The organism is Kribbella sp. NPDC056951 (assembly GCF_042674205.1).
GTDB classification, from domain to species: Bacteria; Actinomycetota; Actinomycetes; order Propionibacteriales; family Kribbellaceae; genus Kribbella; species Kribbella yunnanensis.
In genome coordinates, this window is sequence record NZ_JBHUQZ010000009.1 from 323,501 (window position 1) to 344,034 (window position 20,534).

Below are 20,534 nucleotides of genomic sequence, written 5' to 3' on the forward strand. Positions count from 1 at the left end.
CCCGGCGGGGTGAATATTCCGCCCCCACCTCATGTCCTTGGCGACAGAATGCTGGGATGGCTTTTCCTAGTGCGGTGATGTTGGGTGACCCGGACTTCGTGCCGGTGACGCGGAGTGGGATCACGCGCGGGGTGCAGGCGCTCGGCGTGCGGGCGGGGGACGTGCTGATGGTGCACGTGCGGTTGTCGGCGCTGGGCTGGGTGGTGGGCGGTATCGACACCGTGGTCCACGGCCTGCGCGACGCCCTCGGCCCCGACGGCACCCTGCTCGCCTTCTGCGGCTGGGACGACAGCCCGTACCACGTGAAGTTCTGGCCAGAGACCTGGCAACGCGCGTACGACGACCTACCGCCGTTCGATCCGGCGGTGTCGTCAGCACGCCGCGACTTCGGCCGTTTCCCGGAACGCCTACGCACCTGGCCAGGCGCCTCCCGAAGCGGCCACCCCGAGGTGAGCTTCGCCGCCCTCGGCCCGCACGCAGGCGACCTACTGACCGACACCGACGACCCATGGGGTCCCGACGGCCCACTCGGTCAACTGGTCGCGCTGGACGGGCGGGTGCTGTTACTGGGCGCCCCGCTGAAAACGCTCACCTTGTGCCACCACGCCGAGTCCATCGCCGACGTGACAGGCAAACGGTTCCACGAGTACCGCATGCCGGTTGGCACCGAGTGGTGCGACTACCGCACCCTCGACACCTTCTACGGCTCACTCCCGTACGACGCCCATGGCATCGACCACCCCATCGCCGTACTGGCCGACCAAGCCGTCCAAGCAGGAGCCGCGCACCCAGGAAATGTCGGCCCAGCCCCCACCTGGCTCTTCAACGCTCCAGCCACCGTCGCAGCCGCCGTCCACTGGATCGAACGAACCTTCTAATCGCCCAACCGACAGGGTGGGGTCGTACGGCGGCGCCCGGCGTCGCGTCGCTCGGATGCGGCCGGGTTCGTACGGCGGTGGTTGCTCGCCGGTGCTGTCTGGGGGTGCTGGGGTGTCCTACCTCCCGAAAACGACGGGTGGGACTCCCCGGCCTCATCACCGAGCAGGCATCAGCTGAGGCCGAGCTCCCCAGCCCCCGCATACCGCGCCGGCCCAGCCAACAACCGGGGGTTTGGATAGGAAATCGTGGGCTTGAACAGGTCATTTCCTGTTCAAGCCCACCATGCGGTCTCCACACCCACGACTCCGTCTTACAGTCCCAGGCGTCTGCGTCCTGCCCGTTGGGGGGCTACTCCGCGGTCTGGTACGTCGGGGTGAGGATCGCGCGGGCGAGGGTGTGGAAGGCGAGGTTGAAGCCGACAACCGCGGGGGTGGCTTCGTCGTCGACGTCGAGGGCTTCGATGTCGAGGGCGTGGACGACGAAGTAGTAGCGGTGGTTCTGGTCGCCCGCGGGCGGGGCGGCGCCGCCGTAGTTCTTGGTGCCGAAGTCGTTGCGGACGTGGAAGGCGCCGTTCGGGAGGCGGTCGGTGGAGCCTGCGCCGGTTTCGAGGGAGGTGACGTCGGCGGGGAGGTTGACCAGGACCCAGTGCCAGAAGCCGGAGACGATGGGGGCGTCGGGGTCGAAGCAGGTGACGACGAAGCCCTTGGTCTCGGCGGGGAAGCCGGACCAGCTGAGCTGCGGGGAGGTGTTGCCGGCGGCGAAGACCTGGGCGTCGGAGAGTTGCTTACCCTCCGTCACGTCGGTGCTGGTGAGGGTGAAACCGCCCACCTCGGGGAGTAGTTCGTACGGGTCCGGTGTGACGGGACGGTCGAGCGACATCTGGGGTCCTCCCCGATCTGTGACGTGTGGTGTATCCGACATTACTGTCCATCGGATCGCATGCCGTCCGAGGGGACTCGCCCGAGGATGCGAAGATCGGTGCACGAGTGGGCACCGAACAGTGGAGGGCATGCGGTGGAGGAGTACCTGGCGCGGATTGCGCCCGCGGACGAGGTGGCGATGCGGGCGGCTGCGGAGCGTCAAGGGCAGCTCACGAAGCCGCCGGGCGCGTTGGGCGTGCTGGAGGATCTCTCCGTGCGGGTGGCGGGGATGACCGGGGTGTGCCCGCCGGCGGTGCCGATGCCGGCCGTGGTGACGGTGTTCGCGGCCGATCACGGCGTACACGCGCAGGGGGTTTCGCCGTGGCCGCAGGAGGTGACGGCCGGGATGCTGGCGAACTTCGCCGCCGGTGGCGCCGCGGTGAACGCGTTCGCCGCGAACAACCGGGTCGAGGTCCGGGTCGTGGATGTCGGCGTGGCCACGCCGGTGGAGGAGCTCGACATCGTCCACGCCAAGGTTCGCCTGGGCACGCGCGACCTGTCGGTCGAAGCAGCCCTCACGAACGACGAGGTGCGGGCCGCGATCGCGGTCGGGTTCGACCTCGCCGACACCCTGGTCCGGGACGGCTACCGCTGCCTGCTGACCGGCGACATGGGGATCGCGAACACGACCGCCTCGGCCGCCCTGATCGCCACGTTCACCGGTTCGACCGCCGAGGTGGTGACCGGCCGCGGTACCGGGATCGACGACGCGACCCTCGCTCACAAGACCGCGATCGTGCGGTCGGCGCTCGAAAAGCACGCCGTACCGGCGACTGACCCGCTCGGTGCACTCCAGGCGTACGGCGGCCTCGAGCACGCCGCGCTGGCCGGATACATCCTCGGCGGTGCGGCCAACCGGGTCCCGGTCATCCTCGACGGGGTCATCGCCGGCGCGGCCGCACTCGTGGCGCAGGCGCTGCAGCCGCACTCGATCGAGTACTGCGTCGCCGGCCACCGCTCGGCCGAACCAGGTCACGCGGTCGCGCTGAAGACTCTCGGCCTCATCCCGCTGGTCGACCTGGACCTGCGGCTCGGCGAAGGCACGGGTGCCGTGCTCGCGTACCCGATCCTGGCCTGTGCCGTCCGCGCCCTCGGCGAGATGGCGACCTTCGAGTCCGCTGGGATCGACTCGTGACCGACCAATACCTCTCCGGTCTCGTCCTCACCGGGCGCCGCGTCGTCGTGGTCGGCGGTGGTGGCGTCGCTCAGCGACGCCTACCGCGGCTGCTCGAATCCGGCGCGGTCATCGACCTGATCTCCCCGTCGATCACCCGGACCATCGAGGGTCTCCTGGCGAACCCTTCGCTGACCTGGATCGAGCGCGGCTACACGAACGGCGACCTCGAGAACGCCTGGTACGTCGTCGTTGCCACCGACGACGCGGTTGTGAACGACGAGGTGTCGCGCGAAGCCGAGGAACGCCGCATCTTCTGCGTCCGTTCCGACGACCGTTCCCGGGCGACCGCGTGGACCCCGGCGTCGGGGCAGCACGACAACGTCACCATCGGGGTACTCGGTGGAGGCGACCACCGCCGTTCGGCCGCCGTCCGGGACGCGATCCTCGAAGGGCTGCGGACCGGTGAACTCGGCGCCCGGGACGCGAGCGGTAGGCGGCCCGGCGTGTACCTGGTCGGCGGGGGACCGGGCGACCCGGACCTGATCACCGTGCGCGGACGCCGGTTGCTCGCGGAGGCCGAAGTGGTCGTCGCCGACCGGCTCGCTCCGCAACAACTGCTGGACGAGCTGTCACCCGATGTCGAGCTGTTCGACGCGGCGAAACTCCCGCGCGGCCGAGCTGCCCAGCAGGAGGAGATCAACCGCATCCTGGTCGACCGCGGCCGCGAAGGAAAGGTCGTCGTACGCCTCAAGGGCGGTGACCCGTATGTCTTCGGCCGCGGTTTCGAAGAAGCCCTCGCCTGTGCCGAAGCCGGTGTCCCCTGGACCGTCGTACCGGGCATCACCAGCTCGATCTCGGTGCCCGCAGTAGCCGGCATCCCGGTCACCCACCGCGGTGTCACCCACGAGTTCACGGTCGTCTCCGGGCACATCCCGCCGTCGCACCCGGACTCACTGGTCAACTGGGATGCGCTGGCCCAACTCTCCGGCACCCTCGTCCTCCTGATGGCAGTCGAAAACCTCCCCGCCATCACCGAACGCCTGATCGCAGCCGGCCGCCCCGCCACCACCCCCGCCGCAGCCGTTGCCGACGGCACCCTTCCCAGCCAGCACCTGGTCACCTCCGACCTCGCCAACATCGCCACCACCATGCACGAAGCCGGCGTCGGCGCCCCCGCGATCGTTGTCATAGGCAACGTAGTCGAAGTAGCCGAGTCAGCCCGTCCCACGGACACCCCCCGGTGACCAGCCCCACCCCAACCGCCACCACACCGACTTCACCCGACGTCGCCCCGCCCGGCACGCTGGCTTCACTCGACGTGGCCCCGCCCGGCACGGTGGCTTCGCTCGCGGTCCCTCGCCGAGTGTGGGGACCTGGTCGCCGGAAATCGGTTCCTGACGACACGGAGGTCACACTCGTCGGCTCACTGCTCGCAGTCGGCATCCCTTGGCACGGTGGCTTCGGTCGGCGTGGGCATTCCTTGGCACGGTGGCTTCGGTGGACGTGGGGTGGGCTCGGCACGGTGGCTTCGGTGGGCGGGGTTGGTTGGGCGGGAGGTGGGCTCGGGTGAGTCAGTTGGTTGAGGTTACTGAGGCTGGGGATCCGCGGTTGGCGGATTATGTGCAGTTGCGGGAGGTTAGCCTGCGGCGGTTGCTGGAGGAGGAGCACGGGCTTTTTATTGCCGAGGGCGACAAAGTCATTCGGCGGGCGGCTGAGGGTGGGTTTGTGCCGCGGTCGTTCTTGCTGGCGCCTCGGTGGCTGGAGTCGTTGGGTGATGTGCTGGCGCAGTGGCCCGAGACGCCGGTGTATGTGGTGTCGGAGGAGTTGGCCGAGCAGGTCACCGGGTTTCATGTGCATCGGGGTGCGCTCGGGTCCTATCGGCGTACGGCGGCTGCTCCGCTCGAGGAACTGCTGACCCCGGCGGTACGGCGGATTGCGATCTTCGACGACATTGTCGATCACACGAACGTGGGGGCGGGGTTTCGGGCCGCGGCGGCGATGGGTGTGGACCTGGTGCTCGTCACCCCGACCTGTGCGGATCCGTTGTACCGGCGGTCGATCAAGGTGTCGATGGGGACGGTGTTCCAGGTGCCGTGGACCCGGCTCGAGAGCTGGCCGGGGGCGCTGGGCGTCCTCAAACAGCGCGGGTTCGTGTCGGCCGCGTTGGCGCTCACCGATGAGTCGATCACGCTGGACGAGTTGGCGGCGCGGAACGACGAGCGGCTGGCGCTGATCTTCGGGACCGAGGGGCATGGGCTGAAGCCGCATGTTCTCGAGCAGGCTGATTTGACGGTGAAGATCCCGATGGCTGGGGGAGTGGACTCGTTGAACGTCGCCAGTTCGGCGGCGGTCACGTTCTACGCGACCCGGAAACCAGCAGCGCGTCAGTAGCCGACGGAGTCGATCCGCGCGGCGATCGGCTGCAGGTCGTCGATGAACTGGTCGAGCTCCTCAGGCGTCAAGCCGGCATAGGCGGGAGCGGCGGCGGCATCGGTCTGAGCCTCGATGCGGTCCTTGAGCTCCCGGCCGGCTGCGGTGAAACCATCGGTGGAGTCGACCAAGCCACGGTCGCGGAGACGCGCCACGACGGTCTCCAGTTCGGTGTCCGACAGCGGGTCGAGCCGACCGTACTCGCGCGGCTTCATCCCACTGTCCAGCGCGGCGAACACATGCGCCTCCTGACCATCGATGCCTTCGGCAACGAGTGCGGCGTTGTGCCCGTCACCGCGGTGCTCCCGCAGCAGAGTCGCCGCGTGCCACAGCCGGGCCAGCGGTGCAGAAGGTACGGCGATCGACCGCAGACCGGCGTACAACGGCCGACCCTCGACCGGCGCGCTCATCGCCAGCCGGAGCGCGAGGTCAGCGGCCCGAGCGACAGCGGGGGTGTCGGCGAGCGGACCGAGGATGCGACGCAGGGCGGCGACGCAGCCGGCCTCACGCGCGGCCAGTGCCTCTGAAGGCGTGGTGATGTCCCAAACGCCGGTGTAGAACTCGTCGGCCATGCCCGGCGCGAAGTTGTAGAAGATCGCGTCCACGACCGCGGCCGGTACCTGGCCCAGCGGTGCGGCCCGACCGGCGAAGTACAGCGGCCAGTAGTTGGCGGAGTCGAACCCGATGGCCTCCATCGCCTCGTTCGGCTCGTCGGACATATAGGTGACCAGGTGGATCGGCTCCAGCAGCTCCCGACCGAGGTAACGAGCGAGGGTCGTGGTGGGGGCGGTGATGGTCATCGTGACCTCCGGTGATCGGCCGGAATCGGCCCGTTGCCGATCCCTCACCCTGGCTACGAAGTCCCTCCGCCCACTTCGACAGCCGGCCCGAAAATTCGAGGAGATCCACTCTTGACCCCACTCCGGGAATGCGCAATCCTGCGAGGAAAGCGCATTCCCGCCAAGAGAGTTCAGCAGAGTGAGTGAGGCCCGCATGGAGTACGAGGCACAGGTGTGGATCGACGGATGGGCGGAGGCCCCCGCGTCGGACTGGTCGCCGGTCCTGGACAAAGCAGCCGGTACGCCGTTCGCCCGCTATGGCACCGCTTCGTCGGAACAGGTCGACCGGGCCGTCCGCAGCGCCCGCCGGGCTCAGCCGGGCTGGGCCGAGGTCGACGCGAACACCAAGTGCGAAATCCTCCGGGCCTTCGCCCGTGAGCTGGAGAACCGGCGCGACGAACTGCTCACGCTGATCATCCGCGAGACCGGCGGTACGCGGGAGAAGGCCGAGGAGGAGCTCGGGCAGTCGATCAACCAGCTGCTGAACTCGGCCACCCAGCTCACCGAGAACGCCGGCGCGATCCTGCCGCCGTACAAGAACGGCAAGATATCGCTCTCTCGCGCGGTCCCGCTCGGCGTGATCGGGCTGATCGTGCCGTGGAACTACCCGATGAGTCTCGCGATGCGCGCGCTCGCGCCCGGGCTGGCCTACGGCAACGCTGTGGTCCTCAAGCCGGCTGAGCTGACGCCGATCGCGGGCGGTCAGGTGCTGGCCGAGGCTGCGAAGGCGGCCGGGGTCCCGGCGGGCGTGTTCAACGTGGTCCCGGGAGACGGCCCGGAAACCGGGAGAACGCTCTCTGTGCATCCCGATCTCGATCTCATCCACTTCACCGGCTCGTTCGAGGTCGGTCAGCAGATCTCGGCGTTCGCGGGGAAGAACTTCCGGGCCGCGGCCACCGAGCTCGGTGGCGACAACGCGTTCGTCGTACTGGATGACGCGGATCTGGACCAGGCGGCGAGCTGCGCGTTGTGGTCCTCGCTCTGGTACCAGGGCCAGACCTGCATCACCGCCGGCCGGCACATCGTGATGCGCTCGGTCGCCGATGAGTTCACCGCCGCTGTCGTCGAGCGGGTGGCCAAGCTGAGAGTGGGCGACCCGCTCAGAGATGACGTAGATCTGGGCCCGATCATCACCGAGACACAGCGGGAGCGCTTTCACGAGGGTCTCGTCGAGCCGTCGATCGCGGCCGGCGCCAAGCTCGCCACCGGGGGCACGTACGACGGCCTGTTCTACCAGCCGGCCGTGCTGACCGGGGTGACCCCGGAGATGCCGGTGTTCACCGAGGAGATCTTCGGCCCGGTGATGCCGATCACCGTGGTCGACACCGAGGCGGAGGCGCTCGACCTGGTGAACCGCCACCGCACGTTGATGAATTCGGTCTTCACCAAGGACCCGATGCGCGGCCTCGCCTTCGCCCAGCAGGTGAAGAGCAACGAGGTGCACGTGAACGACGGCTATGCCCGGCACGGCGGCGAAGGCCAGCTGGCCGGTTACACCCATCGGCAGTGGATCGGCATCCAGACCACCCCGACCGACTACCCGGCCTGGGCATCCAAGTGAGGCCAAGAGAAGTGAGCACAGCCATGTACGCACGTATCGGCGCCAGTCTCGTCATCGCTGCGCTGGCCCTGCCCGCTTGCTCGGGCAACGACACCAAGCCCGCCGCTGGTCCGAGCAGTAGCACCGAGAAGATCGAGTTGACCTACGTCAACTGGGACGGCGGGATGGACAAGGTTGTCGACGACTGGAACGAGCTGAACCCGAACATCCAGGTGAAGCTGACCAAACCGTCCGGCACCGGCTACACGCTCTACAACAAGCTGATCACCAACAACAAGGCGGGGACCAACCCGGACATCACCGAGGTCGAGTACCAGGCGCTGCCGGCGCTGATCGCGAACCAGGTCGTGGTCCCGATCGACGACTACGTGAAGGGTCTGGACACCAAGTACGACAAGGCGTCGCTGTCCCAGGTCCAGTTCGAGGGCAAGACGTACGGCGTACCGCAGAACGTCTGCCCGATGATCTTCTTCTACCGCAAGGACGTCTTCGACAAGCTCGGCCTGAAGGCACCCGCGACCTGGGCCGAGTACGCGACCACGGCCGCCGCGATCCACAAGGCGGATCCGAAGAAGTACATCGGCAACTTCACCGCCGCCGACCCGGGCTGGTTCGCCGGGCTGGCGCAGCAAGCCGGGGCCAACTGGTGGAAGGCCGACGGCGACACCTGGACGGTCAACATCAACGACGCGGCCAGCAAGAAGGTCGCCGACTTCTGGGACGACCTGATCACGAAGGGCCTCGTCAGCCCGCAGCCGAACTGGTCGGCGCAGTGGAACACCGATATGAACAACGGCACGTTGATCGGCTGGGTCGGCGCCCAGTGGGGACCGAACCAGCTGCCCTCGATCGCCAAGGACACCGCCGGCAAGTGGGCCGCCGCGCCGCTGCCGGCCTGGACCGCCGGTGACACCACCGTCGGCATCTGGGGTGGTGAGACCGAGGCCGTCACGGCGAACTCCAAGCACCCGGCCGAGGCGGCCAAGTTCGTCGAGTGGATGAACTCGTCCGAGGCCGGGATGGCCTCGCTGATCAAGAACGTCCAGGCGTTCCCCGCGTCCCCGGCCGGTCAGCAACTGCCCGAGCTGAAGTCCCCGCCGCCGTTCATGTCGAACCAGCCGGACTACAACACGCTGATGGCGACCGCGGCCAAGGGCGTGCGCACATTCGACATCTGGGGACCCAACGCGAACGTCACGTTCGACGCTTACTCGAATGCCTTCGGTGGCGCGTTGCAGAAGAAGACACCGCTCTCCGGCGCTCTCGACACCATGCAGGAAGCCACGGTCGCCGACATGAAGAAGCTCGGCTTCCAGGTCGCCGGCTGAGATGAGCCGTCCCACAAGACAGTACGGCGGGTCGCTGCCCGCCGTACTGGTCACCCCAGCCGTGGTTCTCCTTGCCCTGTTCACGATTGCCCCGGCGATCTATGCGATCTTCCTCAGCTTTCGCCGGCTTAAAGTCGGCCGCGGTCTGCTCGGTGGCGGTAAGCCGACCGAGGTGTGGACCGGGCTGTCGAACTACACCGCCGCACTCACCGACCACGAGTTCTGGGCGAGTCTCGGGCGGATGTTGCTGATCGGCGCATTCGGTGTACCGATGACCGTCATCCTGGCGACCGTCTTCGCGCTCTGCCTGGATGCGAAACGCGCCCGGCTGACCGGCTTTGCCCGGCTCGCGATCTTCTTGCCGTACGCCGTTCCCGGTGTCGTCGCGAGTCTCCTGTGGGGGTTCATGTACCTGCCGGCGACCAGCCCGATCGGCGGCGGCACGTTGGACTACTTCGGCAACCGCGGCATCTTCTTCAGCGTCGCGAATGTCGCCGTCTGGGGTATCGTCGGGTTCAACATGGTCATCCTCTACACGACCGTGCGGAGTCTGCCGCGGGAGTTGTTCGAGGCAGCCGAACTCGATGGCGCATCGGAGTTCCAGATCGCGGTCCGCGTGAAGCTCCCGTTGATGGCACCCGCCGTCGCGATGGTCGCGTTGTTCTCGGTGATCGGCGCACTGCAACTGTTCAACGAGCCGACCACCCTGAAGCCGCTGGCGAACGCGATCTCGTCCACGTGGGTCCCGCTGATGCGCGCCTACACGGACGCGTTCGTCGACAACAGCATCTACGAAGGTGCAGCGACGTCGTTCCTGCTGATCCTGATGACGGTCGCGGCGACCGTGGTCGTCTCGGCGATCGGCCGCCGGATCGGGAGGACCCGATGACTCAACGAACGCGCTGGGTACCGACGCTGATTCTGTTGATCGGTGCCCTGTACTGCGTACTGCCGGTGCTGTGGATTCTGATCGCGTCGACCAAGACGAACGACGAGTTGTTCTCGACCGCACCTTTCGTGCCGGTCTTCAATGGCGGTTTCTGGTCGAACCTGGATGCCTTGTTCAGCTACAACGACGGCATCTTCGGCCGTTGGGTTCTGAACTCGGTGATCTACGCGGTCGGCGGTGGATTGTTGTCAACGGCAATCGCCGGGGCGGGCGGGTATGCCTTGGGCAAGTACCGGTTCACCGGAAGCGTCGTACTGTTCCGGGCGATTGTGGCCGCCGTACTGCTTCCGCAGATCCTGCTCGCCGTACCGCAGTTCCTGTTGCTGGCCAAGGTCGGGATGACCAACAACTACGCTGCGGTGTTGCTGCCGCAGTTGGTCAGCCCGTTCGCGATCTACCTCTGCAAGATCTACTCCGAGGCCTCGGTCCCGGACGAGATCATGGAGGCGGCCCGGATCGACGGCGGCAGCGAATGGCGGATCTTCCGGTCGGTCGGCGCACCCATGATGCTGCCGGCGCTGGTGACTGTGTTCCTGCTGCAGTTCATCGGGATCTGGAACAACTTCCTGCTCCCGTTCGTGATGATCAACGACGATCACCTGTATCCGCTCACCCTCGGGCTCTACGGGCTGATGATCATCACCGGCGGCCAGGCCGCGCAGTACTCGATCGTGATCGCCGGCGTGCTGGTCTCGATCGTGCCGCTCGCGATCCTGTTCCTGAGCCTGCAGCGCTACTGGAAGCTCGACCTGATCAGTGGTGGCGTCAAGCTCTAACGCTCGAAGTACGCCGCGGTCTCCGCGTCCGCGGGGTAATAGGCCTCGACGGCGAGGTCGTTGAGAGTGAGGTCGAGGGGAGTGCCGAAGGTCGTGATCGTCGAGAACAGCTGCAACTCGACACCCTCGAAGCGGATGACCATCGGGATCACGACCTCGGCCTCGACCGTTTCGCCGGTATCACCGTCCGCGAGCAGTTCGGCGTACAGGGCGGTGAGCCGGGGATTCGGTGCGGCGGCCAGTTGCCGCCGTACTCGGGAGCGGAACACGTTCCGGACGTCGCCAAGGTTGGCGACCAGGGGTGCGAGCCCACGCGGGTCGAGGCCGAGCCGGATCAGGTTCATTGGCTGCAGCAGTTCGGGCGCGACGCCGACGAGGAAGGGATCGACAGCACGGTTCGTCAGCACGATGTCCCAGTGCCGGTCGAAGGCGATCGCCGGGTAGGGCTCGTGCGCCCGCAGTACCCGATCGACCGCAGCTCGCGCCATCGACAACGCCGTACTGTCGAGCGGAGTTTCGGCGTACCGGGGTGCGAAGCCGGCCGCGAGCAGGAGTGCGTTGCGCTCACGCAGCGGTACGTCGAGTTGTTCCGCAAGCCGCAGCACCATGTCCGCGCTCGGTTGCGATTTGCCGGTCTCGACCAGGCTGACATGTCGTGGCGAGACGTCAGCGGCGATCGCGAGATCGAGCTGGCTGAGTTGCCGCCGATGCCGCCATTGCCGAAGGAGTTCGCCGACCGTTGCCATGGTCAACGAGCCTACCCATCTCGGGCCGGATGTCGATGAAATGCGACTTCATCGACAGCCGCTGCACGCCACCTCAACATTGCAGGCATGACAAAGCAGAACGAACAACTCGTGCAGCAGACGATGGCCCAACTCCTCGGCGAAGGCGGCGTCGCCGCTGTGGAACACGTGCTGAGCGAGGACTTCCGGCACTACCGCCCGGAAGGCCTGATCCGGAACAAGAGCGAGTGGTTGGCCGACATCTCCAAGTCCCTGCTCTCGCTCGAAGGGATGCAGGTCGAGATCCTGCACCTCCTGTCCGACAGCGACTACGTCGTCATCCACACTCGCCGTCGCCTGCCCGACGGCAAGCCGGGCATCGTCGTCGTCGACATCCTGAAGATCACCGACGGCCAGTTCACCGAGGCGTGGGAACTCGTCGAGCCGGTCGCCTCGGCGCAGGCACACCTGACGTGGTGGGACCTATAACGGCGGCGTGCTGGCGCGGATGACCGGATAGGCGGGCACCGTACGCCGGGTCAACACCTGATCGGTGGTGGTCGCGCGATACACGGCCTCCTGCGCGACGGCGTTCAGAGCGACATGCACAGTCGTCAGCTTCGGTACGACGTCGCGCAGGGTGCTGATGTCGTCGAATCCGGCCACGCCGACGTCCTCCGGCACCCGCAGACCGCGCTCGCGCAGTCCGGCCAGCGCACCAAGCGCCATGTCATCGGTCACCGCGAACACCAGGTCGAGCTCGGCTGCCTCGGCGTCGGTGAGCCCGAGAACGAACTCGCGGGCCCCGACCCAGCTGAACCCGGGCTGATGCACTTGGACGCGAGTACCGCCGGACTCGGTCAGCCCGGCCACGAACCCCTCGACGCGCTGCTGCATCGAGAGCAGGGGAGTGGCGCTTCCGAGGACCAGGCAGTTCCGGTACCCGAGCGTGGCCAGCTCACGTGCGAGCTGCCGTGAACCCTCGTGGTTGTCGAAGTCGACGGTTTCGAACGGCAGGTCGGACCGGCTGATCAGGACGACCCGGCCACCGGTCTCCTCGTACCGCTGCAGCTCGTCGATCAGCGCCTGCTCCGACGGCGGATCGACGTACCCGGTGCCGGCCAGGATGATCGCCCGCGGCTGCTGACCGCGCAGCTCGCGGATCAGGTCGAGCTCACGCTCGGCCTGCCGCTCGGTGACCGCGATCGAGACGTGCAGCCCGATCGCCTCGGCCTGTTTCATGATCTCGGCCGCCATCGCGGAGAAGTACGGGTCGGAGATCAGGCTGATCACCAGCGCGATCGTGCGCGATGTACCGCGGGCCATTGCCTGTGCGGGCAGATTCGGCGTGTAGCCGAGCTCGCGGGCGGCGCTCAGCACGCGCTCGCGATAACTTGGAGCGACCCGGCGGGAGCTGCCGTTGAGCACCCGCGACGCGGTCGGCTGGGAGACCCCGGCGGCGCGCGCGACGTCGTCCAGCGTGACAGGACGCCGCTGCTGCGCCGTCGGACTGTTGATCTGCTCCCCCGGCCCGTTCATCGTTGCAGTTTATCGATAGGGGGAGACGATGCGTACGACCGAACGGCTGATCCTGCGGCCGTTTCAGGACAGCGACCTGGACGCCTGGGCCGCGCTGAACAGCGACCCCGACGTCATGCGCTTCATCGGCGGGCCGCTGACCCGGGCCGAGTCGGACCGCGAAGCGGCCGGGATCAACCAGACCTGGGAGAGCGAGCGCTACGGCTTCCTGGCCATCGAGCGTGCCGCCGACGGCGCGTTCGTGGGCGCCGGCGGGCTGTCGCGCGAGCAGTGGTATCCCGACACGCTCGAGGTCGGCTGGCGGCTGGCCCGCGAGTACTGGGGGCACGGCTACGCCACCGAGGCCGCCGCGCATTGGCTCGCCTACGGGTTCACCGAGCTGCAACTGCCGCGGATCAACTCGGTCACCGACACGCCGAACGAACGCAGTATCGCCGTGATGCGCCGCCTCGGGATGACGTTCGAGTGCGTGACCGATCTCGAGTTCGACGGCGAGACCTTCAACGCCACCGTTTATTCGATGACGGCCGAGGCGTTCCGCATGATCTGATGTCGGCATGCCCAAGGTCGTCCTCGTCACCGGTATGCAGGCTGCCGGCAAGTCCACGATCGCACCGCTGCTGGCCGCAGAACTCGGCCCACCCGCGGCCACCATCGACGGCGATGTCTTCTACCACGGTGTGGTCGCCGGTGCGGAGGGGATGACCCCGGACCCGTCGCCGGAGGCCGTGCGCCAGCTGGAACTCCGGTACGCCGCCAGTCAGCTAATCGCTCAGCACTACGCGGATAACGGATTCGACTTCGTCTGTAGCGACATCATGCTGGGTGAGCACGTCGAGCAGTGGTTCGCGGGACTGCGGGATGTCGAGACCTACCTGGTCGTGCTCATCCCGTCGGTCGAGTCGATCGTGGAGCGCGAGATCGGTCGCGGTGGCCAGAACTCGTACCGCGCCTGGCAGGAAGAGGGCGCTTCGCTGGCGGACGGCGTACGGGCTTTGCAGGCTGGACTGCAGGAGATTCCGCGCCGGGGTCTGTGGCTGGACACCACCGGTCAGACCCCGGAGCAGACGGTCAAGGTGATCCTGGCGGATCTGGAGCAGGCGCGCTGGTGATCGCCTAGTTGGCGGAGACCTCTTCGTCCTCGTGGGCGACCATCGGGGTGATCGGCCAGTCCTCGGGGTAGTCGGACGCGAGCTCCTCGGCCTCGTTGAAGAGGCGCTTGCGGTACTTGCGGGAGAGCCGGTCGCCGAAGACCGTGCCCTGGGTGTGGTCGGTCTCGTGCTGGAGACAGCGAGCCAGCAGACCGGTGCCCTCGTACGACACGGGCTCGCCGTGCTCGTCGACGCCGGTCACCTTGGCGAAGTCCGGTCGGACGCACTTGGTGAACGCGCCGGGCAGCGACAGGCAGCCCTCGTCACCCTCGTCGAGGCGGCGGTCCTTGCCCTCGGGGAGCTCGATGACCGGGTTGCAGACGACGCCTTCGATCCGGTTCCCGTCCTTGTCCGGGCAGTCGAAGATGAACAGCTGCAGGTCGACCCCGACCTGGTTGGCGGCCAGGCCGACGCCCTCGGCCGCATCCATCGTCGAGAACATGTCGGCCACCAGCGTCTGCAGCTCGGGACCGAACTCGGTCACCGGCTGGTTGAGGTGGTGCATCACCTCGGTGCCCCAGCGGGTGATCGGCCGGACGGAACCACGCTCGTACTTCGAAACCATGCGGGAAATCCTATCCGGCCGACCGCCACACCGGCGTACTGGCTACTTGCCGTTGACCTCGTCACGCCACGCGACCCAGTCGCGCAACTGGCCGAGGTCGTAGTCCGGGCCGGAGGCCGAGACGGTGAACAGCCGGGTGCCGACGTCGAGCAAGCCCTTGCCGACGGCCTCCGGCGACTTGTCGCCGACCGCGGTCGAGCGCTCGATCTCACCCGGGTCGCGGCCGATCGTCTTGCAGTGCTCGTCCAGTACGGCGTGCTTGTGCGCGATCGTCTCCGCGTCACCGAAGCCGTGCCAGATGTTGGCGTGCTGAGCGACCAGCTTGAGCGTCTTCTTCTCGCCGCCACCACCGATCAGCACCGGGATGTCGCGGGTCGGCTTCGGGTTCAGCTTGGCCCAGCGCGCCTCGATCCGCGGCAGGGCCTCGCCCAACGCGTTCAGCCGGCCGCCCGCCGTACCGAACTCGTAGCCGTATTCGTCGTAGTCGCGCTCGAACCAGCCCGAGCCGATGCCCAGGATGAGCCGGCCGTCGCTGATGTGGTCGACGGTGCGGGCCATATCGGCCAGCAGGTCGGCGTTGCGGTAGGAGTTACAGGTGACCAGCGCGCCGATCTCGACCCGTTCGGTCGCTTCGGCCCACGCGGCCAGCATGGTCCAGCACTCGAAGTGCAGTCCGTCCGGCTCCCCGGACAGCGGGTAGAAGTGATCCCAGTTGAAGGCGATGTCGACGCCGATCTCCTCCGCCTGGGCGACGGTACGCCGGATGTCGGCGTACTCCGCGTGCTGCGGCTGAATCTGGAAACCGATCCGGACGGGGTAGGCCGCGTACGGACGCTCGGTGGACTCGGAATCTGTCATGGTAGAGATCCTATCCGGCGTTTCGGAGGGCCCTCCGGATCGGGTCCGGGGGACGGACAGTGGGGAGGACGGCCGCGATGCCGGACGAGCACGAGATCGACGAGTTCGCACGCCTGTTCACCGGGTTCCTGGAGCGGATGCAGAACCACCGCGGCGCCGGGATCAACCGGACCGGGCTGCGCGACAAGCTGATGGAGCACCTGGGCGCCGAGCCCGAGCAGATCCCGGTGGTCTCGTCGAGTTTCGCGCCGTACGACCTGCCGAACGTGCAGCTGGCGATCGAGGCCTGGTTCGACTCCTTCGAGGTGGTCGGCCTGGCCGGTTCGAACCGCGGGCACTACTCACTGGGCGAGGTCCTCGAGCAGGCCGTCTACGACCGCTTCGGGATCGGCGCGGTCGACTACGTGCGCGTCCCGATCGACATCGACGAGGAGATGGACTGCGTTGCGTTCGGCTTCTACCTCGGCATCCAGGGCGACGACCGGTACGTCGCTCTGTTCCGCGCCCCGAACCCGCAGTACGGGCGATCGACCGTCGATCTCGAGGTGCTGACGGTTGGCGAGGGTGCGGGGGACCGGTTCCTGAACGCGCTGCCCGAGCTGATCCGGACGCACAACGTGTTCCGCGGCAAGGTGGTCTCGTTCGAGGGCACCGAATTCGGTCAGGGCGTCGGGCCGTTCCGGCTGCACCCGCGGCCCGGGATCACCCGCGACGACGTGGTGATGCCGGACGGCGTACTGGAGCGCGTCGAACGCGAGGTGGTCGGGATCGCGGACCACCGCGAGACGCTGCTGGCGGCCGGTCAGCACCTGCGGCGCGGTGTGCTGCTGTACGGTCCGCCCGGGACCGGGAAGACGCACACCGTGCGCTATCTGCTGTCCCGCCTGCCGTCGTTCACGGTCGTGCTGCTCGCCGGCACAAGCATCCACTTCATCTCGCAGGCCTGTGCGCTGGCCCGGATGCTGCAGCCGGCGCTCGTCGTACTGGAGGACTGCGACCTGGTCGCCGAGGCGCGCGACTACTCCCGGGGGATGGAGAACCCTCTGCTCTTCCAGGTTCTGAACGAGATGGACGGGCTCGCTCAGGATGCTGACGTGGCGTTCCTGCTCACGACCAACCGCGCCGACCTTCTCGAGCCTGCGCTCGCGCAGCGGCCCGGCCGCGTCGACATGGCGGTTGAGGTCCCGCTCCCGGACACTGACGGTCGCGCGCGTCTGCTGCGCCTGTACGGTCCGGCTCTCGACCTGTCCGCTGAGATTGTCGATGAGGTGGTCGAGCGCACCGAAGGCACCACGGCTTCCTTCATGAAGGAGCTGGTACGCCGCACTGTCCTGCTGGCCGCTCAGGCCGACGCGCCCCCGGCCGCCGAGCACCTGCGGATGGCCGTCGACGAACTGCTGTCGTCGCGCGACGCGCTTACCCGCCGCTTGCTAGGCGCATCCGCCTCCGACTCGTATGATGCTGGGCCGCCTGTACCCGGCATCGCTCCTGCCGCCCATCCAGGGATCTACACCGGCGATCAGGCTTACACCTCGTCGATCCACATCGCGTACGACGATTAGGCGCCGGCCGCCTCCTGCGCCGCCATCACCGTCTCCGCGTGGCGCTCGGCCCAGTCGCCGAGCGCCTGGATCGGGACCAGCAGGTCCTCGCCGGCCGCCGTCAGCGAATACTCGACGCGCGGCGGGGCTTCGGCGTACCGGCGTCGCTCGACCAGCCCGTTGGACTCCAGCCGCCGCAGCGTCTCGGTGAGCACCTTCTGGCTGATGCCGCCGATCTGCTGGCGCAGCTCACCCGGCCGTCCGGAGCCCTTCGTGAGCGCGTACAGCACGACCATGGGCCACCGGCCGCTGAGCACGTCGACGGCAACCCGCGCCTGACAATCGGAGAAGAATCTCGGCTCCACGTTGTTCATTGTGCCCCGCTGTTACACACCGATTGGTTCCTATTGGCCTGGCTAGCGTTTTGGGCATGCGAATCGGAATTGTCGGGAACGGCGGGATGGCGGAGGCACTGGGGCGACACTGGGTGTCGGCCGGGCACGAGGTGATGATCGGCGGACGAGATCCGGGGCGGGCCTCGGCGACGGCCGGGCGGATCGGGGCGACATCAGGGTCGTTGCAGGAGGCAACGACGTACGGCGAGGTGGTGCTGCTCGCCGTACCGGCTGAGGTGGTGGTCTCCGTGGTCACGCAGCTCTCCGTCGCGCCGGGCACAGTACTGATCGACTGCACGAATGCGCTCGACCACAGCGACTTCACCCTCGCTCAGCCCGCGGTGGCCGAGGCGATCAGCCAGGCAGTTCCACATGCGCACGTGGTCAAGGCCTTCAACCTCGCTGCTGAGGCGGTCTGGCGAACTGCACCGCACACCTTCGACGGTGCTTTGCTCGGGGTCCCGCTGTGCGCCGATGACCCGGCCGCCCTCGCTCAGGTCTCCGACCTGGTCCGCGCAGTGGGCTGCACTCCGGTCCCAGCAGGCGGTCTGGCCCGCGCCCGCCTCCTAGAAGCGACGGCCGCCTTGGCCATCGGAATGTGGGTCACCGGCGCCGACGTCCGCGCCACCTTCCCACCGCTCACCGCCGCCTTCGGCGACACCCATCCCACCGAGGTGAGCAGCCGGAGTGCGTCGGCCGACGTGGCATCGGCCGGGGTGTAGACCTCCAGGCGATGTCCTCGGCTGTCGGGTTGGAGCCACACCTGGTAGTCGACGTCGAGTGCGCCGTACTGTCCGCTCGCTGGGTCCTTCAGCGGTCAGCTGAGCCTGCGAAGAGCTCGTTGAGCTCGGATTGGGGGATCTGGTCCTTGGCGAAGGTGATCGTGCCGTGGGTGGCGAGCTCCTCGGCGCTGCGGCGGATGAAGCCGAGCGCCGCCCGCGCGATGCTGCCGCCAAGGCTGATCCGCTTCACGCCGGCGTCCAGCAGGTCGGGCACGGTCAGCGTCGACGAGCCGAGCCCGATGACCACATTCACCGGACCGTCGATCTCCCGGACGATCGTGCGGATCGTGGCGAGGTCGTTCACGCCGGGGAGGTAGAGGCAGTCGGCGCCGGCCGCCCGGAAACGGTTGGCCCGCTCAATCGACTCCGCGAGCGAGGTCGGCGCCCGCAACAGCTGCCCATCCGTACGGGCCGTCAGCACGAAGTCCGCGCCCGCCGCCTCCCGAGCAGCGACAATCCGGTCAACGGCCAACTCCACGTCGTACAACTCATGGCCGTCATAGTCCTCGATGTTGCCACCCGCCAACCCGGCCGCACGAGCCAACGTGATCGTCTCCGCAACCCGCTCCGGCGCCGCGCCGTACCCATCCTCAAGATCACCACTCACCGGTACGTCGACCGCCCCGGCAATCTGCTGGATCCGCTCGAACATATCCTCCCGCGACACACCCGGCGCTCCGTCGGGCAGCGTGTGATCCCCCTTGGCCAGCGAGAACGCGATCCCCGCACTAGTCGTAGCAATCGCCGAAAACCCAGCCGCAGCAAGCAAAACCGCACTCCCCGCATCCCAAGCATTAGGCATCACAAACCCGCTCGACCCCTCATGCAGCCCACGAAACCCACTCATACCCCCGATCCTGCCACCCCCCACCGACACTCCCCATTTCGTAGGCCCACCCACGCCAATGCAGGTGAGCCCGCCCATGCCAATGCGGGTGAGCCCACCGCACGCAGTTGGCCAACCCAACACGCGATGGGTCAGCCCATCGACTGCGATGGCGCAGAAGACCCATCTGGTGGGTGAACCCACCAGGTAGGAGGTTCCCACCCCGGAATCCGGTGGGGGAACCTCCCATTTGGTGGGTTCACCCACCATGCCGGGTTAGTCAAGGGCTCTCACCACGAGCCGGTACGACGTTGTGCACGGGTCAACCATGTGCGCGATCGGACGGTGGTTGAGGGGTGCTCAAGGTGAGCTGGCCGGGGCGACCTTGAGCACGGTTCAACCGTTTCGGCGGGGGTCAGATGGATGGTGGGTGCACAAGGTGATTGCCGGCCCGCGATCTCGGGCCCCGGGGGATATCTGGCGCGTTGATCGGAACATTTTCGGCGCCTGGAGGCTGTTGCGGAATGGTGTTTTGCGGGCCGGGCATGGAATCTGATGGGTTGGTTGGTTGCCCGGGCGGGGCCCGGGCGGGCCGGGTTCAGGTTGCTGGGTGGAGGGTGTGGTTGCGGAGTTTGAGGAGGTTGACCACGGTGGCTGCGAGGTTGAGTTCGCTGGCCGCGGCGGCGAGGCCGCGTCGGGAGAACCGTCGGAGTCCGGTTTGGTCTTTGAGGTGGGCGATGACGGTTTCGACGGTGGCTGATCGGCGTTTGTAGGTGGTGTGGCCTTCGGGGGTGCGGATCCGGTGCCGCATCTTGTCCGCGGGGCTCGCGTCGGGTGGTGGTGGGCCGTGGGCAGGCCGGTTGCGGGCGTCGCGGGTGATGTCGCGGTGGTTGCCGGGCGCGATGAGCCGGTCAGGGCCGGGCAGAGTGAGGTTGGGTTCGGACCAGTAGCCGGCATCGGCCAGGACCGTGCCCAGCTCGCCGGCTCGCCCGATGTGTTGAGTGGCGGTGACCGCGGCGTTCATCATCGGTTCGAAACAGTGGTAGTCGTTGCCGTCCTGGGTCAGCTTGGTGGCCAGGATGAGATGGTCGTCGGTGACCGCGATCTGGGCGTTGAAGCCCTGCACGAACCCGCCGTTCCTGGTCGCCATCTTCCGGCTCTCGGGATCGGTGATGTTCGCCTCCGGCGCGGCGGTTGTGGCGCGGCGGCGTTTCCTGGCCGCGCCGCCTTCGCGGTCGACCGTCCCGGCAGCGGCCGCGGCCCGGGCGGCCTGCAAGGCCTTCTGGGCTAGGCGAATCTGACGCGACGCGGTCTCGTGGGCCCGGGTCTTCGGATCGGCCGCCTCGAGCCGGG

At 67.7% G+C, this 20,534-nt stretch carries 22 protein-coding genes; 13 read left to right on the forward strand and 9 right to left on the reverse strand.

Annotated features, from left to right (window positions below; all coding sequences use genetic code 11):
* The first annotated feature begins 77 nt into the window (after positions 1 to 77).
* A complete protein-coding gene (locus ACFTSF_RS30885) occupies positions 78 to 878 on the forward strand; it encodes an aminoglycoside N(3)-acetyltransferase (RefSeq protein ID WP_380157849.1) in 801 nt (266 codons plus the stop codon).
* Between the two features lie 349 nt (positions 879 to 1,227).
* Here ACFTSF_RS30885 and ACFTSF_RS30890 read toward each other — a convergent pair whose 3' ends face one another.
* On the reverse strand, positions 1,228 to 1,758 hold the full coding sequence (locus ACFTSF_RS30890) for a YbhB/YbcL family Raf kinase inhibitor-like protein (RefSeq protein ID WP_344158298.1): 531 nt from the start codon (positions 1,756 to 1,758) through the stop codon (positions 1,228 to 1,230).
* A gap of 135 nt (positions 1,759 to 1,893) precedes the next feature.
* On the opposite strand from ACFTSF_RS30890, the gene cobT reads away from it, so the two are divergent.
* The 3 genes from cobT (at position 1,894) to ACFTSF_RS30905 (ending at position 5,307) form a co-directional block, all read left to right on the forward strand.
* Positions 1,894 to 2,934: a nicotinate-nucleotide--dimethylbenzimidazole phosphoribosyltransferase gene (cobT, locus tag ACFTSF_RS30895; protein ID WP_380157807.1), complete on the forward strand. Its 1,041-nt coding sequence runs from the start codon at positions 1,894 to 1,896 to the stop codon at positions 2,932 to 2,934.
* Positions 2,931 to 4,160, forward strand: a complete 1,230-nt coding sequence (gene cobA, locus ACFTSF_RS30900) for a uroporphyrinogen-III C-methyltransferase (RefSeq protein WP_380157809.1) — start codon at positions 2,931 to 2,933, stop codon at positions 4,158 to 4,160. The genes cobT and cobA overlap by 4 nt, the downstream gene beginning before the upstream one ends.
* A 322-nt stretch (positions 4,161 to 4,482) precedes the next feature.
* Positions 4,483 to 5,307: a TrmH family RNA methyltransferase gene (locus ACFTSF_RS30905; RefSeq protein ID WP_380157810.1), complete on the forward strand. Its 825-nt coding sequence runs from the start codon at positions 4,483 to 4,485 to the stop codon at positions 5,305 to 5,307.
* Here ACFTSF_RS30905 and ACFTSF_RS30910 read toward each other — a convergent pair.
* Positions 5,301 to 6,146 (reverse strand): MarR family transcriptional regulator, encoded by an 846-nt coding sequence (locus tag ACFTSF_RS30910; protein ID WP_380157812.1) that lies wholly within the window; start codon positions 6,144 to 6,146, stop codon positions 5,301 to 5,303. The genes ACFTSF_RS30905 and ACFTSF_RS30910 overlap by 7 nt on opposite strands.
* A gap of 193 nt (positions 6,147 to 6,339) precedes the next feature.
* On the opposite strand from ACFTSF_RS30910, the gene ACFTSF_RS30915 reads away from it, so the two are divergent.
* Genes ACFTSF_RS30915 through ACFTSF_RS30930 form a run of 4 tightly spaced genes read left to right on the forward strand, consistent with a single transcriptional unit; the run spans position 6,340 to position 10,799 of the window.
* Positions 6,340 to 7,746: an aldehyde dehydrogenase family protein gene (locus ACFTSF_RS30915; protein WP_380157814.1), complete on the forward strand. Its 1,407-nt coding sequence runs from the start codon at positions 6,340 to 6,342 to the stop codon at positions 7,744 to 7,746.
* A gap of 23 nt (positions 7,747 to 7,769) precedes the next feature.
* Positions 7,770 to 9,074, forward strand: a complete 1,305-nt coding sequence (locus ACFTSF_RS30920; protein WP_380157816.1) for an extracellular solute-binding protein — start codon at positions 7,770 to 7,772, stop codon at positions 9,072 to 9,074.
* 1 nt (position 9,075) lies between these two features.
* Positions 9,076 to 9,963, forward strand: coding sequence for a carbohydrate ABC transporter permease (locus tag ACFTSF_RS30925; RefSeq protein ID WP_380157818.1), 888 nt, complete (start codon positions 9,076 to 9,078; stop codon positions 9,961 to 9,963).
* Complete coding sequence (locus ACFTSF_RS30930) at positions 9,960 to 10,799, forward strand: carbohydrate ABC transporter permease (protein ID WP_380157820.1); 840 nt, start codon at positions 9,960 to 9,962, stop codon at positions 10,797 to 10,799. Before ACFTSF_RS30925 ends, ACFTSF_RS30930 begins: the two co-directional genes overlap by 4 nt.
* Here the strand turns inward: ACFTSF_RS30930 and ACFTSF_RS30935 are convergent.
* Entirely contained in the window at positions 10,796 to 11,545 is a 750-nt protein-coding gene (locus ACFTSF_RS30935; RefSeq protein ID WP_380157822.1) for a helix-turn-helix domain-containing protein, read from the reverse strand. The genes ACFTSF_RS30930 and ACFTSF_RS30935 overlap by 4 nt on opposite strands.
* A gap of 87 nt (positions 11,546 to 11,632) precedes the next feature.
* On the opposite strand from ACFTSF_RS30935, the gene ACFTSF_RS30940 reads away from it, so the two are divergent.
* The gene (locus ACFTSF_RS30940) at positions 11,633 to 12,013 is read left to right on the forward strand and encodes a nuclear transport factor 2 family protein (RefSeq protein WP_380157824.1); all 381 of its coding nucleotides are present in this window, start codon (positions 11,633 to 11,635) and stop codon (positions 12,011 to 12,013) included.
* Here the strand turns inward: ACFTSF_RS30940 and ACFTSF_RS30945 are convergent.
* The gene (locus ACFTSF_RS30945; protein ID WP_380157826.1) at positions 12,008 to 13,063 is read right to left on the reverse strand and encodes a LacI family DNA-binding transcriptional regulator; all 1,056 of its coding nucleotides are present in this window, start codon (positions 13,061 to 13,063) and stop codon (positions 12,008 to 12,010) included. The two genes, ACFTSF_RS30940 and ACFTSF_RS30945, sit on opposite strands and share 6 nt — an antisense overlap.
* Positions 13,064 to 13,091: 28 nt before the next feature.
* Here ACFTSF_RS30945 and ACFTSF_RS30950 point away from each other — a divergent pair, with 28 nt between their 5' ends.
* Together ACFTSF_RS30950 and ACFTSF_RS30955 are read left to right on the forward strand one after the other, a co-directional pair.
* Complete coding sequence (locus ACFTSF_RS30950; RefSeq protein WP_380157828.1) at positions 13,092 to 13,613, forward strand: GNAT family N-acetyltransferase; 522 nt, start codon at positions 13,092 to 13,094, stop codon at positions 13,611 to 13,613.
* Positions 13,614 to 13,620: 7 nt separating this feature from the next.
* The gene (locus ACFTSF_RS30955; protein ID WP_380157830.1) at positions 13,621 to 14,175 is read left to right on the forward strand and encodes an AAA family ATPase; all 555 of its coding nucleotides are present in this window, start codon (positions 13,621 to 13,623) and stop codon (positions 14,173 to 14,175) included.
* A 4-nt stretch (positions 14,176 to 14,179) separates the two neighbouring features.
* Here ACFTSF_RS30955 and def read toward each other — a convergent pair whose 3' ends face one another.
* Entirely contained in the window at positions 14,180 to 14,779 is a 600-nt protein-coding gene (gene def, locus ACFTSF_RS30960; RefSeq protein ID WP_380157831.1) for a peptide deformylase, read from the reverse strand.
* A 42-nt stretch (positions 14,780 to 14,821) separates the two neighbouring features.
* Entirely contained in the window at positions 14,822 to 15,637 is an 816-nt protein-coding gene (locus ACFTSF_RS30965; RefSeq protein ID WP_380157833.1) for an LLM class F420-dependent oxidoreductase, read from the reverse strand.
* Positions 15,638 to 15,714: 77 nt separating this feature from the next.
* Between ACFTSF_RS30965 and ACFTSF_RS30970 the strand changes: the two genes are divergently transcribed.
* Entirely contained in the window at positions 15,715 to 17,199 is a 1,485-nt protein-coding gene (locus ACFTSF_RS30970; RefSeq protein WP_380157834.1) for an AAA family ATPase, read from the forward strand.
* On the opposite strand, the gene ACFTSF_RS30975 is transcribed toward ACFTSF_RS30970, so the two are convergent.
* Positions 17,196 to 17,552 (reverse strand): winged helix-turn-helix transcriptional regulator, encoded by a 357-nt coding sequence (locus ACFTSF_RS30975; RefSeq protein ID WP_380157836.1) that lies wholly within the window; start codon positions 17,550 to 17,552, stop codon positions 17,196 to 17,198. The two genes, ACFTSF_RS30970 and ACFTSF_RS30975, sit on opposite strands and share 4 nt — an antisense overlap.
* A 56-nt stretch (positions 17,553 to 17,608) precedes the next feature.
* On the opposite strand from ACFTSF_RS30975, the gene ACFTSF_RS30980 reads away from it, so the two are divergent.
* Positions 17,609 to 18,295 (forward strand): NADPH-dependent F420 reductase, encoded by a 687-nt coding sequence (locus tag ACFTSF_RS30980; protein ID WP_380157838.1) that lies wholly within the window; start codon positions 17,609 to 17,611, stop codon positions 18,293 to 18,295.
* 88 nt (positions 18,296 to 18,383) lie between these two features.
* Here ACFTSF_RS30980 and ACFTSF_RS30985 read toward each other — a convergent pair whose 3' ends face one another.
* Positions 18,384 to 19,202, reverse strand: coding sequence for an oxaloacetate decarboxylase (locus tag ACFTSF_RS30985; protein WP_380157840.1), 819 nt, complete (start codon positions 19,200 to 19,202; stop codon positions 18,384 to 18,386).
* 577 nt (positions 19,203 to 19,779) lie between these two features.
* Positions 19,780 to 20,534, reverse strand: a 755-nt coding sequence (locus ACFTSF_RS30990) for a transposase (RefSeq protein ID WP_380157842.1), incomplete at its 5' end; no start/stop codon positions are given.